Origin of the sequence: Bacillus atrophaeus, from assembly GCF_001584335.1 — a bacterium.
Taxonomy (GTDB): domain Bacteria; phylum Bacillota; class Bacilli; order Bacillales; family Bacillaceae; genus Bacillus; species Bacillus atrophaeus.
Genome location: NZ_LSBB01000001.1, coordinates 518,038 through 535,294, shown reverse-complemented (window position 1 = coordinate 535,294; position 17,257 = coordinate 518,038). Strand labels below are relative to the sequence as shown.

Annotated in this window: 13 protein-coding genes; 4 read left to right on the top strand and 9 right to left on the bottom strand. The window is 38.5% G+C overall.

The features are described 5' to 3' along the window. Window positions 1-12: 12 nt before the first annotated feature. On the bottom strand, window positions 13-330 hold the full coding sequence (locus AXI57_RS02645) for a hypothetical protein (RefSeq protein WP_003326698.1): 318 nt from the start codon (window positions 328-330) through the stop codon (window positions 13-15). Window positions 331-510: 180 nt separating this feature from the next. Here AXI57_RS02645 and tagU point away from each other — a divergent pair, with 180 nt between their 5' ends. Beyond that, entirely contained in the window at window positions 511-1,428 is a 918-nt protein-coding gene (tagU, locus tag AXI57_RS02640; protein ID WP_010790097.1) for a polyisoprenyl-teichoic acid--peptidoglycan teichoic acid transferase TagU, read from the top strand. 39 nt (window positions 1,429-1,467) lie between these two features. Here tagU and wecB read toward each other — a convergent pair whose 3' ends face one another. Further along, window positions 1,468-2,607, bottom strand: coding sequence for a non-hydrolyzing UDP-N-acetylglucosamine 2-epimerase (wecB, locus tag AXI57_RS02635; RefSeq protein WP_061570960.1), 1,140 nt, complete (start codon window positions 2,605-2,607; stop codon window positions 1,468-1,470). A gap of 244 nt (window positions 2,608-2,851) precedes the next feature. Here wecB and galU point away from each other — a divergent pair, with 244 nt between their 5' ends. Continuing rightward, window positions 2,852-3,733 (top strand): UTP--glucose-1-phosphate uridylyltransferase GalU, encoded by an 882-nt coding sequence (gene galU, locus AXI57_RS02630; RefSeq protein ID WP_010790099.1) that lies wholly within the window; start codon window positions 2,852-2,854, stop codon window positions 3,731-3,733. Window positions 3,734-3,864: 131 nt separating this feature from the next. Here the strand turns inward: galU and tagH are convergent, their stop codons facing one another. The 5 genes from tagH to tagD all read right to left on the bottom strand — a co-directional run bounded on the left by tagH (window position 3,865) and on the right by tagD (window position 10,926). Further along, the gene (tagH, locus tag AXI57_RS02625; protein WP_061669166.1) at window positions 3,865-5,475 is read right to left on the bottom strand and encodes a teichoic acids export ABC transporter ATP-binding subunit TagH; all 1,611 of its coding nucleotides are present in this window, start codon (window positions 5,473-5,475) and stop codon (window positions 3,865-3,867) included. A 20-nt stretch (window positions 5,476-5,495) separates the two neighbouring features. Beyond that, window positions 5,496-6,323: an ABC transporter permease gene (locus AXI57_RS02620; RefSeq protein WP_010790101.1), complete on the bottom strand. Its 828-nt coding sequence runs from the start codon at window positions 6,321-6,323 to the stop codon at window positions 5,496-5,498. 306 nt (window positions 6,324-6,629) lie between these two features. Then, window positions 6,630-8,807, bottom strand: a complete 2,178-nt coding sequence (locus AXI57_RS02615; RefSeq protein ID WP_061669165.1) for a CDP-glycerol glycerophosphotransferase family protein — start codon at window positions 8,805-8,807, stop codon at window positions 6,630-6,632. Window positions 8,808-8,859: 52 nt separating this feature from the next. Beyond that, window positions 8,860-10,398 (bottom strand): glycosyltransferase family 2 protein, encoded by a 1,539-nt coding sequence (locus tag AXI57_RS02610; protein WP_061669164.1) that lies wholly within the window; start codon window positions 10,396-10,398, stop codon window positions 8,860-8,862. A 138-nt stretch (window positions 10,399-10,536) separates the two neighbouring features. Then, complete coding sequence (gene tagD, locus AXI57_RS02605) at window positions 10,537-10,926, bottom strand: glycerol-3-phosphate cytidylyltransferase (RefSeq protein WP_010790104.1); 390 nt, start codon at window positions 10,924-10,926, stop codon at window positions 10,537-10,539. A gap of 391 nt (window positions 10,927-11,317) precedes the next feature. Here tagD and AXI57_RS02600 point away from each other — a divergent pair, with 391 nt between their 5' ends. Further along, window positions 11,318-12,088: a WecB/TagA/CpsF family glycosyltransferase gene (locus tag AXI57_RS02600; RefSeq protein WP_061669163.1), complete on the top strand. Its 771-nt coding sequence runs from the start codon at window positions 11,318-11,320 to the stop codon at window positions 12,086-12,088. A gap of 33 nt (window positions 12,089-12,121) precedes the next feature. Continuing rightward, entirely contained in the window at window positions 12,122-13,279 is a 1,158-nt protein-coding gene (locus AXI57_RS02595) for a CDP-glycerol glycerophosphotransferase family protein (RefSeq protein WP_061669162.1), read from the top strand. A 185-nt stretch (window positions 13,280-13,464) separates the two neighbouring features. On the opposite strand, the gene AXI57_RS02590 is transcribed toward AXI57_RS02595, so the two are convergent. Next, window positions 13,465-16,107 carry a glucosaminidase domain-containing protein gene (locus tag AXI57_RS02590; protein WP_061669161.1) on the bottom strand — a complete coding sequence of 881 codons (2,643 nt, stop codon included), beginning with the start codon at window positions 16,105-16,107 and terminating at the stop codon, window positions 13,465-13,467. Window positions 16,108-16,252: 145 nt separating this feature from the next. Then, window positions 16,253-17,203 (bottom strand): mannose-6-phosphate isomerase, class I, encoded by a 951-nt coding sequence (manA, locus tag AXI57_RS02585; RefSeq protein WP_061669160.1) that lies wholly within the window; start codon window positions 17,201-17,203, stop codon window positions 16,253-16,255. Window positions 17,204-17,257: the final 54 nt, after the last annotated feature.

Genomic DNA, 17,257 nt, shown 5'->3' with positions numbered 1-17,257 from the left:
ATCCCGCCTTTTCTATTGCACTTTCTCGATTTCTGTTAACTCTTTTTGTCCTTTATCGTTTGTAAGATAAGAAATGTTCACTTTGTCATTTTCTTCAAACTCATTTAAAATTTCCGAAAAATCATCTGTAAACTCAAAGCTTACCGGCTGATCATCAATTTTCACTTCAATGGTGTGTGTATCCGCCATACCGACATAGTATGCTGTTTCATTTTGAACCTGAGAACTTGAAGAACCGTTTCCTTCCTTAGATTGTTCGGCTGTTCCGCATGCTGCCAGTATTATAGAAAAAAGCAGTATTAAGAACGACGATGCGACATTTTTCTTCATTTTTTTCACCTCATCATTATGTATCGTCTTACAATAAAATATTTTAAGGTAATTTTAAGGCTTTTTGAAACCTTTTTTTCAGAAATTCGTCTATTACTAGGTTAGCAGTAAATAAATAACTTGTTTATAAAGATTAGTAAATCTATAATCATTAAAGATCATAGAAAAGGTGAGGGTCAAATGAGAGCTGAAAGAAGGAAAAAGAAGAAGAAGGTTCTTCTAATTGTTTTAATGATCATTGGGCTGTTTGTTTTAGCAACAGGCGGTTATGCTTATTACTTGTGGAATAAGGCGGCATCAACCGTTGCAAGTATTCAGGAAGATTTAAAAAAATCCGATAAACGGGATAAAGATATAGATATCAGCAAGAAAGACCCGATTTCTGTTTTAATTATGGGCGTAGATGAACGAAAAAATGACAAAGGGCGGGCTGATACGCTTATTTACATGACAGTCAACCCAAAAACAAAGACGACCGAAATGGTCAGCATTCCGCGTGACACGTATACAAAAATTGTCGGCAAAGGAACCATGGATAAAATCAACCATTCTTACGCTTATGGGGGCACCCAAATGGCTGCAGATACCGTTGAAGAACTGCTTGATGTTCCAGTCGATTATTTTGTAAAAGTAAACATGGAAAGCTTTAAAGATACCGTTGATAAACTCGGCGGAATTACGGTGAACAGCACGTTTGCATTCAGCTATGACGGGCACTCCTTCGGCACTGGGAACATCAATCTGAATGGCGAAGAAGCTCTTGCCTATACACGTATGAGAAAAGAAGATCCAAAGGGAGACTTTGGAAGACAGCAGCGTCAGCGCCAAGTTATTGAAGGGATTATTTCCAAAGGAGCAAATATTTCGTCCATAACGAAATTTGGCGATATGTTCAAAGTTGTTGAAGACAACATGAAAACAAACATGTCGTTTGATGATATGTGGACAATCATGACTGATTATAAAAAAGCACGCAATAAAGTCATTCAGCATGAGCTTAAGGGATCAGGCACAAGAATTAACAATATTTATTACTATCAATTAGATGAAACAAGCCTTGCTTCTGTGAAAAAGGAATTAAAGGAAAGCTTGGAATAAATAAAAAAAGACTCTGCACACAAAATGCAGAGTCTTTTTTTATTCTGTAAAAGGCTGCGGACGGTCTGCTTTCAGCCCATATCTGTAGAGCAATTCCTCTACAATTCGCTTTGAAGCAAACCCATCACCGTAAGGATTTGAGGCCTTTGACATCTTTTCATATTCCTTTGGATCTGTTAACAGCTGTTTTGTCAGTTCATAAATCGTCTCTTCATTTGTGCCGGCAAGCTTCAAAGTGCCTGCTTTCACACCCTCAGGCCGTTCGGTTGTGTCTCTTAATACAAGAACCGGCTTACCAAGAGATGGTGCTTCTTCCTGCACGCCGCCCGAATCCGTCAAAATAAAGTGTGATTTCGCAGCGAAATTATGAAAGTCTACAACCTCTAAAGGTTCAATCAAATGTACTCTGTCCAGGTCCGCAAATTGGGCCTGTGCGGCTTCACGAACAGCCGGATTAAGATGTACAGGGTATACAACCTGAACGTCCTCAAACTCTTCAACCACTCTTTTGATAGCTTTAAACATATTTTCCATCGGCTCACCTAAATTCTCGCGCCTGTGTGCCGTGAGAAGAATCATTCTGCTTGAACCCAGTTGATCAAATATCGGGTGATGGTAGTTTTCACTTACTGTTGTTTTAAGTGCATCAATTGCTGTGTTTCCAGTGACAAAAATGGTGTCTGATTTTTTATGTTCCATGAGCAGATTCTGCTCCGCCTGACTTGTCGGGGCAAAATTCACATCAGCAATCACGCCCGTCATTTGTCTGTTAATTTCCTCCGGGAAGGGTGAGTACTTATTTTGTGTACGCAAACCAGCCTCAACATGGCCGACTGCTATTTGATGATAAAAAGCAGCAAGACTGCCTGCGAACGTTGTCGTTGTGTCTCCGTGAACTAAAACAATATCAGGTTTCACATCTTGAAACAGCTGGTCCAGTTTCAAAAGCGCATGGGACGTTATTTCAGATAGTGTTTGGCGCTCTTTCATGATGTTTAGATCAAAATCAGGTTTTATACTGAATGCTTTCAGCACTTGATCAAGCATTTGTCTGTGCTGAGCAGTTACAGTAACCATCGAATCAATTTCTGAATGTTTTTTAAGCTCCAATACAAGCGGAGCCATTTTAATTGCTTCAGGTCTTGTACCGAATACGGTCATAACTTTTAATTTTTTCAACGGTTTATCTGCACCTCGTTTAAATGTATGAGAATATGCACTTAATGTTAACATATTTATATGATTTCTTTGATATTTTAAAGCTTCCTGATAAACAAATCAAAAACAATTTATATTATGCTGAAAGCGGGAGTTTACCTTATATTAAAACGTGAGAAAATCAAACGAGTGTGGTAAAGTGGAAAAAGGCTAGGAATTTTTTTGTTCCAAAAAAAGATTTTCAGAAACAAGGATGGTGTATTCATTGAAAAAAGTACGTAAGGCCATTATACCGGCAGCTGGGTTGGGAACTCGGTTTCTCCCGGCAACCAAAGCAATGCCTAAGGAAATGCTTCCAATCGTTGATAAGCCAACAATTCAGTATATTATTGAAGAAGCTGTAGAGTCTGGCATCGAAGACATCATTATCGTAACAGGAAAAGGAAAAAGAGCGATAGAAGATCACTTTGACAACGCTCCAGAGCTCGAACGCAACCTAGAAGAAAAAGGAAAAATAGAACTGCTTCAAAAAGTAAAAAAATCTTCAAACATTGCGGATATCCACTATATCCGCCAAAAAGAGCCAAAAGGTCTTGGTCATGCAGTATGGTGTGCACGCAACTTTATCGGCGATGAACCATTTGCCGTTCTTCTCGGAGATGACATCGTACAAGCTGAGAAACCTGGTCTTCGTCAATTAATGGACGAGTATGAAAAAACGTTATCTTCCATTATCGGAGTTCAGCAAGTGCCAGAAGGTGATACACACCGATACGGTATTATCGATCCGTTAACAAACGAAGGGCGCCGCTATCAAGTGAAAACATTCGTTGAAAAGCCTGAACCGGGAACAGCACCTTCAAACTTAGCTATTCTAGGAAGATACGTATTTACACCTGAAATCTTTATGTATTTAGAACAGCAAGAAGTCGGTGCCGGCGGAGAAATCCAATTAACAGACGCTATTCAAAAACTCAATGACATTCAGCGTGTGTTCGCTTATGATTTTGAAGGAAAACGTTATGATGTCGGAGAAAAGCTCGGGTTTATAGAGACAACTCTTGAATTCGCCTTGCAAGATGAGGATATCCGTCATAAGTTAATTCCGTTTATGAAAGATCTATTGGCAAAAGAAGATATGAATTAAATAAAAAGCTGCCATTTGTTTGGCAGCTTTTTTATTATGCGAAATTTAATACACGGAGACAGTCGGCTATCTGGTCAGAGAATCTTCATATTTATTTATCAATTCTTCAGCAGATGCTCATACCTTTATATTCACGACGTTTTTTTATCATCCGTATTAGAAACAACCGTCATTGTTTTTTGATCATTGTCGACTGAGAACGTGTACTGATTATTCTTGAAGATAAACTGATTCTTATTTTGGTTTGAAAGCACGTTATCATCATTAATAGATAAAGCAGAAAAATCAACAGGACTAGTTAAATGAAAAATCGCCTCAGAAGCTTTGTTATTTTCAATTACAAAATCCGCTTGTTTATTTGAAGACTTCAGCACTTTTCTCCCATCATCGGTTTGACCCGGTTTAAGGTCGTTTATTTTATCTTTGAGGCTTTCTTGGCTTTTATTTAAAAAAGAAAGAAGATACTCATGAGATGCTGCCGTTTGTTGGGCTAAGTACGGATGAAAAGCACTGAGCTTTATGGATGTCGCTTTCAGATCATTTAATTTATGGAGGTCAGCTTTTTTCACAAAATACTGCTTATCTCCGATTTTGATTTCCGACACTTTGTTATTTTCAGCTTTTATTTGTACCATTGTACCGAAATCTAATTTTGCAGAGCTTTTCCCCTTCAGATTTTGATTTGAGAAAACATCTGCCTTTTCTGCCTTAATCAAAGCAGATTCATTCGTCTTTTCTAGCTTTTGCATTTGCTGATTAAGACTTTCATTTTGCTTTACGTCATCTTGCTTAGTTGCGCCAAAGGTTGCAAGGGTACGTAAAGGCTTGTCCGAGAACATAGAAGCGGCCAGACACACTGCGAGAACTGCAAGGAGCGTAATTTGAATCGCATTTGCAATGAATTTCGGCTTTGCTTTCTCACTTTGAGTACGAGCAATTTCCTGCTCTTCCAAAGCACGTGTTCTGCCTTCAATTTGCTCATTTTGATATTTCTTTTTTTCCTTTTTTGAAAGCTTATTGAACCAGTCAACAAACGCTTTATATTCTTTGACTACCGGCTTTGTTTCATCAAACATCCGCATCTCACCATAATGCATCCAAGCCACACGGTCACACATTTTTTCAATTTGTCCGATTGAATGACTGACAAAGAAAATGGTTTTTCCCCGCTCTTTAAATTCAGTGATGCGGTCTACACACTTTTGGTAGAATGTTTGGTCTCCCACAGATAGCGCTTCATCTATAATAAGAATATCCGGATCCATGTGGGCGGATATTGCAAAACCAAGACGCGATTTCATACCGCTTGAATAGCTTTTAACCGGTTGATCAATAAAGTCGCCAATGTCTGCGAATTCAACGATTTTTTCATACAGCTCGTCAATTTGTTTATTGTTAAGCCCCATCATTAAACACTTTAAACGGATGTTGTCCTTACCGCTTAATTGGTTATTGAGCCCGGCCGATATCGCAATTAAAGACGGCTGTCCGTTCATTTCAATTTCTCCGCTTGTCGGCGGTATGATTTTTGCCAGCAGGTTCGACATCGTCGATTTACCTGAACCGTTAATGCCTACAAATCCGATTGTTTCTCCTTCATACACATCAAACGAAACATTTCGGACAGCAAAAAAACCTTTTTCGTTTCTGTTTGGGAAAAACAGCCCTTTTATTTTGTCAGACTGTTTTTTATATAGAAAATACTGTTTTGAAACATTTCTAAACGAAACCTTTAGTTTCATCGTATAATCTCCTTACTATATTAAAGAAAGTCAACAAATTTATCTCTGAATTTCATATGAAGAAGTGAGCCGACTGTCAACAGAAGCAGCGTAATCAGCCAGAAATACAACGTATACTTCATATCTTGGAAAAACCACTGCCCTTCCATAAAACTGTCCCTAAATCCTTCTATAATATAAAAGAGGGGATTTAACTTTAATAAGGTTAACACTTCTTTCTTATCTCCAAATTTCTCGGCAATATCCCAGAAGATCGGCAAAAGAAAAAAGAGCAGCCTGGTAACAGCTTGAAGCAGAAACTGATAATCCCTGATTAACACGCTAATGGTCGAATTAAACAAACCAAAGGCAAACATAAAAGCAATCATACAAAACAAGTAATAAATATATTGCAACCAGTGAAGCGTCGGAAAAAGACCGTTACTTAACAGAACAATCAAATAAATCGCCATCATGACAAAATAGCTGAACAAGTTAGAAACTATGACAACTGAAGGCAGTGAACTGATTGGAAAGTTCATTTTTGAAACCAAATTAATTCTTTTAAAGACACTGTTAGATGCGTCAAGTATGGTCGGACTGATAAAGAACCAAGGAATTAAGCCCGCCAGCATCCAAATGATGAAGGATACGCTATCTCCATTTCCAAGTTTCATATCATGCCCGCCGCGTATTCCGAGCCCAAATACGAACCAGTATGCGAGCATCTGAATCATAGGGTTTAAAAACTGCCACAATACACCCAGATAGTTCATTTGATACTTTGACTTCGTTTCATACACTGCAAGCCGCATTATAAGCGGAAACGAGTTGAATTGCTCTTTCAGAATTTTAACCAATGCATTCATTCTAATCTTCCTTAGTCGTAAGTTTTGGGTATAGCTTTGACTTACAAAAGCACCGCTCATAATTGTAACAGATTATGATGTAATTTTCACTTCTAAACAAGTTGGCCTGTTTATCGTTTTGTACCTCTTATCATGCTCTAAATTCATTTCTTAAAACTGTTGCCATTAGCAGCATATAAGGTTGCTTAAGAAAGCACAGAAACTCATATAGGGACAAATGTGCTTGTCGATACCCAATTAATTGAAAATGAACTCCTGTACAAAAAAAGCATAATTAACATTATGTTAAATTATGCCTTATAACTATTATTTATTTTTCCTGAAAACGACATCCACAACTTTCTCAGATGATTCCCCTGTCTCTAGATAACAAAACTTCTCATAAAAAGGCCCAAATGACTGCGGCAGAGTATAGGCTTCTGACTCTGTTTCCTTTACCCATTTAACCACGTCACCAGTTTCTTTTACAAGAGGACCTGGAGCTTCCTTCTCAAAGTCAAAGTAAAAGCCTCTGAGTTTATCACGATATGTCTCGATATCCGGTACATAAAACAGCATCGGTCTTTTCAAGTTTGCATAATCAAAAAATACAGAAGAGTAGTCTGTTATCAGTAAGTCTGATACCATATAGAGCTCGCGGATATCTTCATAATTTGAAAAGTCATATGCAAAGCCTTCATAAGGTCCTAAATCAAAGTTCTCAGCTACAAGATAGTGCATTCTTAAGATAATGACATAGTCTTCCCCTATTGCTTCTCTCAATTGATGGAGGTCTAAGTCAAGATCAAATTTATATTTTCCCTTTTTATAAAACTGGTCATCTCGCCATGTTGGCGCGTAGATAATCACCTTTTTATCTTGAGGGAGTTTCATTTTTTCTTTTAGTGCTTTGATTACAGCTGCACTATTATCTGTCTGAAGAAAGTCGTTTCGCGGGTATCCTGATTCAATCATTGTTTTATTAAACTGAAAAGCTCTTGCAAAAATTTCAGTTGAATACGCATTTGGCGATATCAAATAATCCCACTTAGACGCTTCTGTTGTAAAGTTTCTTTTATATTTTTCAGTGTTTGTCCCTGGCATGTGCACTTCATCCATATCCACGGCCAGTCGTTTCAAAGGCGTTCCATGCCATGTTTGCACATATGTCGTATGTTCAGGTTTCGGGATCCACAATGGCATACGGCTGTTTACCACCCAGTATTCTGCTCTTGCCATCGCAAACAGCCATTTTAAAGAAAAGCGTTCGATATAGGGAATTCCTTTTTCTTCAAATGTTTGCGTATACGCAGAATTAACACTCCAGCAAAGCTGGTATTCCGGCATTTCTTTTTTCATATACTCATAAATGGCTCTTGGGTTACAGCTGTATTGTTTACCAGCAAAGCTTTCAAACATCACAAGCTTTTGCTTAACCGGCAGTTTTCCCGCCATTTTAAATCCGGCTTTATAGGAGTTTTGGATCCTTTTTTCGATCGATTTTTTCAATTTGTTTTTTCTTCTGCGAATAAAGGCAGCGCCGCGTTTCAGTTTGCCCTTCACAAAATACTCTATCCGTGTGCTAAAACGATAATCATTCATTCTCAATTGAAAATGTTTTGTTTTCTTCTTCGTGAACACATGGAATCTGGCAGGCCCTTTTTCTGTTGTCAGTACAGTAAACTGATTCGGGTTTAATTGTTCCGTTTTTATCACTTTTATCGGTTTACTGGTGCTGATGATTTCATCACCTGCAGTTGTATTCTCATAAATGAATTGAATGTAGAATTGAAAAACGAGCTGCGTGTTTAATTCTTCATATAAAGATTTTAAGTTTAGTTCTACATCAAAACCTATCGATTCAAGACTTGATTGTTCATTTACATATTCAGCAAGATCATATCTCGGCAGATCCTTCAGTTCGTATTTCATGATGAGAGGTTCTTCATCATTGCCTTTTTTCATTCTCAATATCAGATACTTTTCTTTTATTTTAAGTGACTCTGCAGCATTTAGGCGAAAAGCGAACCCCTTCAGTTTCAAGATACCTTCAGATGTAAGCTTAATGTCGTCAATACGAGTGACAAATTTTTTCACCAATAACTTCAATGAAAAGTTCCCTTTTTTGGTGGTATACGGGAAAAAAATGATATTATTTACTTCATCTTTATAATGCGACAGTTCAATGGGCTCAAGACTTGATTTCAGTCTTTTTTTGCTTATATCACTCTCGTCGCTTAAAAAGTTTACATAAAAATCCAGGCACCCTTTGTTTTGCACATGGGCCGAAAGCAAGTGAATATCCATGACAGCAAGATATTGTTGACCTAGTTCATCAATCTTTTTTAAAGGTACGGAAATATCTTCTTTTGTCTTACGATTTATAATCTGAAGATTTGGCTCTTCCTTTAATGTTATATTCTCACATGAAATAGTAATACTGAGTTTCTCTTCCTCTATACTAAGATGCTTCAATTTGTACCTGACAGGATTTTCTATACCCATAAAATAAGTCTACTCCTCTATTTCAAATAAACATATCCAATCACAACAACAATCATTTAATCACTTTTAACGATAGGTTCTCCTTCACCGTCCGATAAAATTGATATTTTCGTCCGCTCGTTTCTGCCAAAATTTGCTGATCGTCTTCTTTATATAAAGTAACACGCTCATAATCGTTATAAATGACATACATAATATAACCGCCAATTCCGATTTTTTCAATATCACCCAGCGGAATTTCAAGAACATAACGGCCATCTTCCTGAAGCTGAACATTAAATTGATAGTATACCTTCATATCGTTTCTGCTCTGGAATTGTACATACTGTGCATTATTTCTCGCTCTTCCAAACAATCGAAAAGTGATGACGAATTTGCCATTCGAAAACTCTGCATTTTCTGTCTCACCATGCATTCGAAGTTCAATTAACTTGTTTTCTTCATCGGTTAATGGACTTTCTAAAAAGGCCAGACCATCTTTCGTTATAATCTTCTTATTCGGTTCTTTTTTTGACCAGCGAAACAGCTTTTCAATCTCGGCATAACGCTTTTGCTTTAGAAGCTGAAACGCAGTTTTATGAATCGGATGAAAAAATGTTTCAGAAATATCATAATTTGTTTTCTTTAAAACAGAGAGTATCTCATTAAATTTATTGTAATAGGCTTGTTTGTTTTCACTTTTTAAATAATGCATTCTGTCAAAAAGGCGGGTGATTGAATCAAATTCAATCAGACGATTCATGGCCATCTTTTCTTTTTCAACATCTAATTTTTTGTTTAAAATATACTTCATAACAGCTATGTTCGTATCAGTTTTTTCCATAATATTTGTCTGTTTTGTAAGCGATTCATTATTATCCATTCGATTGAGATAATAAATCGGTTCTGTAGACGTGGCAATATCTCCGCATGACAACAGAACATCCATAAAAAACTGCTTGTCTTCAGCAAATTTCATTTCCGGATATCTGATATTATTATCTTTTAAGAACTGCAAATTCATCATTCTGGCACGAGGGCCTAAATGATAGAAAATATGAGGAATTGAAAAAGGTGAGACTTTTTCTCTTTTAAGTGAAGACTCATGTTTCCCTATTGCTTTTTGGCCGTTCACTTGCATTTCAATCGTTTTTCCGACTGCATAATTCACATTATTTTCTTCAAGCATGTCAAATAAGATCTTTACTCCATTTGGTGCAAACCAATCATCCGCATCTAAAAAAGTAATGTATTTTGCATTTGCAAGCTCGATTCCCAGGTTCCTCGGAAATGCCGGAGTCCCCGTGTTGTTTTTCAGAAATACAACAGTAATATTTTCATACAATTCGGCATACTCAGTCAAAATATTCCTTGATTCATCTGTAGAACAGTCATCTACCAGAATTAATGAAATATGCTGAAAGCCAATATTCTGCAAAATGACTGAGTCAACGGTTTTTCGTAAGTACTGTTCCGCATTATATACAGGTACAACAACTGCTACCTTTTTCTCTTCTGTTAAAGCTTCTTTGTTTAATAATGTATATTCTCGTTTTTTTTCAGACTGATCGGATTCTTTTTTGTTCAGTTTAAAAAAGTTACTAAGATTCATAATTAAATTCTCCTCTTATTGTCTAGCTTTTTTTTCAAAAGCGCATAACAAATATAGCGAAAATAACCTTATATTACAAGAAGTACTCCCTCATCTATAAGGGAGTACTTCTATGATATTTAGATATCCAAATGTATGTTATACCCCAGCAATTTCTTTTTTAATCTGCGTAGTGGAAATGCCTTCTGTTCTCGGAAGGTAAACAACTTCGCATTGATCTTTCAGAAAGTCAAATTTGCCTTCCCAGTCATCTCCCATGACAAACACATCAATATTATGATCTGCTACGTCACGTACTTTTTGATCCCAGCTGTTCTCTGGAATAACTTCATCAACATAGCGGATCGTTTCAAGAATCAGTTTTCTGTGTTCATAGCTGTGATACGCTTTTTTTTGTTTTTGAAGATTAAATTCGTCAGTTGAAATCGCGACGACTAAGTAATCTCCAAGCTGCTTTGCACGCTCAAGCAGTTTAATATGACCCCAATGCAGTAAATCAAACGTTCCGTAAGTAATGACTTTCTTCATGAAAACAAAAGCTCCTTTCTATATTCATACGTATAACAAGTAACTGCCCGGATAGTGAAGCAGCTGCAATATCCTTAATCTTTTAAAATTCGACAACAAATTCGTAACTCATGGAACCTAATTATATCACATAGCCTAGAAAAGGTTAAGCTTATGTAAAGATCATCCGATTCCAAATTTTTCAACGGAATTCAAAAATGCTGTATTCTTGGTGTTTCAGACTGGTTATACTGCCCAGGATTTAAAAATTGTTATCTTATTTATATTTTTGTAAAACTATTGTTAAGTATAGGTGAAGTTTCTATGTTAAAATAAAGTTTACCCAAATAACCCTAAAAATTGATCGCTTCATTATAGATCAAAATCCAAGGAAAGAAGGAGGGCGGAACAGATGCAAACTGAAATGGTACACAACCTTTCTTATATAAATGGAGATTTGCAGGAGTTTATGTCTTATTTGAACACCTATTATATTGCCAAACGCCAAGGGGCGGTGATTGCGACTGTAAATCCTGAAATCGGGTATGCGGCAGCGAAAGACAAAGGTTTCCACAATGTCATTTCTTCAGCTGATTTCGTCTTGCCCGATGGAATTGGTGTAGTGCTGATGTCCCGTTTGACTCATCATCCACTAAAATCAAGAATTGCGGGATTCGATGTCTTTATTTCCCTGCTCAATCTTGCAAACCAGCAATCTAAAAAAATATTTTTATATGGTGCAAAAAAAGAAGTGCTGGATGCGGTTTTGAAACGTATCGGTACGGAATTTCCGCAAATTGAAGTTGTCGGATCAAGTGACGGCTATGCAGCAGATAAACGTTTTGTTGCCAAACAAATTTCCAGAGCCAAGCCTGATATCGTGTTTGTTGCTTTAGGATACCCGCATCAAGAAAAGTTTATTTATGAATATAAACATCTCTTTCCTCAAGCTGTAGCAATCGGATTGGGAGGAAGTTTTGACGTATTCAGCGGCACAGTAAAAAGAGCTCCCCGCTGGATGATTAAAACAAATACGGAGTGGCTTTACAGGCTTATCAAGAATCCGTGGAGATGGAAAAGAATGTTGAACATTCCGAAGTATGCTTTTACCGTTCTGAGAGAAAATAAAACTCAGAAAGGTTTTTATTCGGAACAGGCTAAGGATCAAACAAAGCAGCTTTAAATAAAATTTTATAACAAAAGAGACTGGTAATATATGAACATTCGATCTTTATTGACCGCTTTTTATTCAATTTATTTATATATCCTCGGCGCCTTGCTGAGATGGACTAAGCCCGGGGATAAAGTGACACTGCTTGTGTCTTTTGAAGAAAATGCACAAGCTGTCATCAACTCTTACAGGGCCCATTCCGATTCACTCTCCTATGATTTAACCGTTTTGTATACAAGGCATGCCGTTTCCCTTAAAGATGAGTTGTCCGGTCTTAACTCACGTTATTTTAACGAAAAAAATCCATTTCATCTTTTTCATGCCGTTCTTACACTTTTTAAAAGTAAGTTTGTAATTACCGATAATTACTTTTTACTGACAAGCGCGCTGAACAATCGCCCGCAAACAAAATGTATACAGGTGTGGCATGCAAACGGATCTCTGAAAAAGTTCGGTTTAGAGGATGTCACCAATAAACAGAGGTCCAAACAGGATATCAAAAGATTTAAAAAGGTTTACAGATCATTCGATTATGTAACTGTAGGATCAGAAGAGATGGGCAGGATATTCAAAAATTCTTTTGGCGTAAAAGATCATCAGTTATTAAAAATCGGTGTGCCTTTAACAGATGAATACTATCAGACAACTGAAAAGACACAGGCGGAACACCTCAGAAGCTTTACAAATAAAAAAATCATTCTGTATGCACCGACGTTTAGAGATTACGACATGCATTCACTGCGCCTCCCCTTTACAAAAGAAGAGCTGATAAATGAGTTAAATGGCGATTATATTCTGTTTGTGAAACTTCATCCCGCTTTACGTAATAAAATAACCGTACTATCAGACGGCGAGTATGTGAAAGATGTGTCTGATTTCCGTCTTAAGGATTTATTTATTGCTTCGGATATTTTAATTACTGATTATTCTTCTGTACCTTTTGAATATGCTTTTCTAAATAAACCTATGCTGTTTTTCACATATGACTTAAAAGAATATGATGAAAAACGGGGGTTAATTGACGATTATAAAGCTGTTATTCCCGGAAAAGCCTGTATGAACAGCGGCTCGCTGCTTGAAGAAATAGCTGATCCTTCCGCTGATACAGAACAAATAAAACGATTTTCGCAGAAATGGAATCTCTACTCTAAAGGGTCTTCAAGCTATAATCTCTTGCACTTTATTGACAAAAATATGAGGTAACAAGTAATAACACTTGCTCTTGAAACTGGAAAATTCAGTTTCGGGAGCAAGTGTTTTTTATTGCCACCGGAACTTAAGTACGCTGGAAAGTCCAGAAGAAGTGAATGTGGCGGGAAGAAATAGCAGTGATAGATTTTTAAAAAAATAAGAGGCTGAAGCATTAAAAGCTTCAGCCGTCTTTATCCTTACTTATAAACCGGAACATCATAATAAAGCGTATATCCATCCAGCAATGTATACAGGCTGTACATGCGGTTCACCTGTTTGTAGGCCCAGCCGATATCGGTGGCGTATTGGTGAGAAGCAGTCGGCGACCATCTCATTTTATAGAGGGTGTCCTGCTGGTAGGCTGTGTTGTGAATGTAGGATGAGCCTATAAATTTTGCACCTCCTATGATCGCTGCCTGCGGTGTAAACCAGCCTTGTTCGTAGGCATATTTCGCTCCGTAGTATAACGGGTTGCTGTCATAGGCACCGATTCCGTACATGTTGTACACGGTTTTTCCGTTATAGGTTGTTCCTGTTGCCAGATTAGAAGTACCATTGCCTGTTTCCAGAAGAGCGTGTGAAATCAGGTAAAGCTCATTAATACCGTATTTGTTGGCTGCGTCTATGAAGGACTGGCCTTTCCCCGCAAGGATCCCTTTGTTGTAAAGCACCTTTTGGTTAACCTCTGACGCTGTCAGTCCGGCTGTTTGCGACAGCTTTAAGAATTGAAAATAGTATTTGCTGTCTAATGAGAAGTTGTCGGGATTAACGTATTGTTCCACTTCGTCACTGCTTGCGTTTCTCCAATTCATGTTGATTTTAGCCCAGCCGTTTGCCTGGCTGATGATTTTGACTCTATCGCCTTTTGTGAATTGGCCGATCACATTGGTCGGACTGACCGCCGGTGTTGATCGGATATTTAATACATCTGCCGTGACCGTTTGGGCGGCTGTGTTGATATAGGCGAGTGACACGTATGCGGCTCCGTCTGTTTGTGGGCTTACCGTCATTTGTTTTTGTACCATATCACGAAGCGAGACGTTGTAATTTGTTTTCATGATTTGCGGGCCGTTTTTGATTTTCACAATGGAAGATGTCCAGCCGTACAATTTCTTCAATTTTGCGGCTGCCGCAGAGGCAGTGTCATTTCCTGTGAATTGTTGAGTAATGGTGATCTCGTAAAGCGGATTGCTTTTGCTCGTATAGCTTGCTGAGATCTTGTTTGTCTTAAAATAATTCAGCCCTTTATTCAATGTCGTTTTGTTGCTGAGTTGCGCAGTGACAATTTTATACTGCGTATAAGCTGTCTTACCCGTTGATGTTTTTGAACCGGCTGCTTTGTTTTGTTTGAAAAAGGCGAGCACTCGATCAATGTCTTTTTGATTGAGCAATTCGGCCGTAGTGATTTGGTATTGGCTGTTTGTAGTTTTTCCCGTTTTTTGGCTGCTGGCGGGGATGCTTTTCCCTTTAAAATAAGCCAATGTCTGATTGATTTTCGTTGTATCAAGTAAAGACTCTGTCGTTATTTTGAATTGACTGTTCGTTTGTTTTTTGATGATTTGTGTTGTGGCGCTGAGATTGTTTTTCTTTAAAAAGCTCAGCCCCTTGGTGATTTTCCCTTGATCTGATGTTTCTTCCGATACAAGCCGGTATTGGTTTTCAGTTTTCTTCCCGGTTGATTTTCTGCTTGTTTTTACTTTTTTCTGTGTGAAGAAGGCAGTGCCTTTATTGGCAAGCTGCTCACCTAAAACCGGTGCAGTCGTAATTTGATAGACTGTAGCTGACGTTGTTGTTTTGGCTGATGCAGAGGTATAGCGCCACTTTTTTTTCTTAAAGAATGCCTGAACTTTTTGTAATTCTTGTTTTGAGATGCCTTTCATATTCACGGTATACGATGTGCTTTTTCCAACTTTTTGATAGGTCCCGCTTACTCCCGTGTTTTTCTTAATTTGACTGATCGCGTTTTTCACTGTGCTCAGCCCTTTAAAGTAGCCTGATTGGACGTTATAGGCGGAAACGGTTTTTTTCTGGCTGATCGCCTTGTAGCTTCCTTTGATCCCCGTACTTTGTTCAAGCTGCTTAACAAGATTTTTCGCATTGCTTTCTCCGGAGAAGTCAGCTGTGGTCAAGGTATAATAAATCTCGCCTTTTGATGTTTCTTTTAATGAAGCCGTCAGACCGGTCTCTTTTTGGAACGCGGTTTTCATTTGCGCTGCTTTGCCGTCTCCTTGAATGTTGCCAGATTGGATTCGTGTCAAGGATATTTCTTTTTTAACTGGCTGGTATGTGCTTTTGACGCCCGTCTCTTTCGCAAGTCCTTGGGCAATACCTTTGACCTTTGTCTCGCCTTCTATTTCTGAAGTAACAACATTTATATAATTTTGTTTTACTCCTGTTGCCTTTACTGCTCCTGTTATTCCTGTTTCTTTTTTCAGCTTGGCCAGCAAGCTGTTTGCCGGCTGTTCGCCAGCTATTGCGCCCGAAGTGATAGTGACATACGGCTGTTTGCTGCCGACCGGGCTGTATGTGCCTGTGATGCCTGTCTGTTTTGTGAGCTGCCCCAACGCAGATTTAGCGGCGGCTTCGCTGTTTATTCCAGTAGCTGAGATTTGGTAGGCTGCAGAACTGCTTCCTGAAGCTTTGTAAGAAGCCTGCCAGCCGGTGTCCTTTTTCAGCTTGCTTACGGCTTGTGATGCCTCGCTCTCGGATGCAAATTGCTTAGCCGGGTCAATTTTATAAATCGAGTTATCGATATAGGATGCTTGAGCAGAGCCTGCTATCGTAAAAAAGACAAGGGCAGCGGCGGACAATGACATGGATGCAAAATATCTCTTTTTCATACCTTCTCCTCTTTCATATTCAATTGTCATCTATAAAACTAGTTTATTTATCGGCAAAGGCGAGCTATATTTATAGGTTGATAGGTTCCATTTCTGAAAAATAAAAAAAGCTTAACCTCTCAGTGAGATTAAGCTCTTGACCTGTTTAAATATGAGACACGATCAGTGTGCATGCGCCTTCTATTGTAAAGTCCGGCATGTCATCCGGCAGGAGAAAATGGTCACCCTTTTTCAGCTCGCTTGACCTTCCTTCACTTGCAAGTATTCCGTTTCCTTCTATAACACTGCATAACATGAAAGGAGCATCTTGCGACAGCTCAGCGGTGCCGTTTATTTCCCATCTATATACTGAAAAATATTCTGCCTGTACAAACGTTTTAATCGTGATGCCTTTTCTGGATTCCGTTGATTCGTCTATAAAGCCGTCCACGTGGGGAACGGTTGTAACGTTGATGACTTGTCCGAGATGAAGTTCGCGTGTGTTTCCTTTTTGATCAGACCTGTCATAGTCATATACACGATAGGAAATGTCTGAACTTTGCTCGGTTTCTAATACGAGTGTCCCCTCGCCTAATGCATGAATTGTTCCGCTTGGCACATAATAAAAATCTCCCGGCCTGATTTTCATTTTGCGGAGCAGACCGTCCCAGTCGCCGCTATTAATCATGGTAACAAGCTCCGTTTTTGTCCGGGCAGTGTGCCCGTAAACAATTTCAGCATTATCCTTGCAGTCAATAATATACCAGCACTGTGTTTTGCCGAGTTCCCCGTTTTCTTTTTCTCCTGCGTAATAATCATCAGGATTGACTTGTATTGACGTCGCTTTATTGGCGTCTATCATTTTTGTAAGGAGCGGAAATCGGTCACCTTCTATTCCTCCGAACAGCTCTCTGTGATGCTCCCAAAGCTCAGCTAGTGTTTTCCCTTTATATTCGCCGCTTATCACAGTGCTTGTTCCCTTCGGATGAGCGGATATAGCCCAGCATTCTCCGGTCTTTTCTGATGGAATGTCATATCCGAATGTATCGTGTAAAGCAGTGCCGCCCCAGATTTTTTCTTTATATACGGGCCGTAAAAAAATGGGTGATTGCGTCATGTTGCGTTCCCCTCCCCTTAAAAATGGCTGATATCCAATTCCCTCTGCGCCACA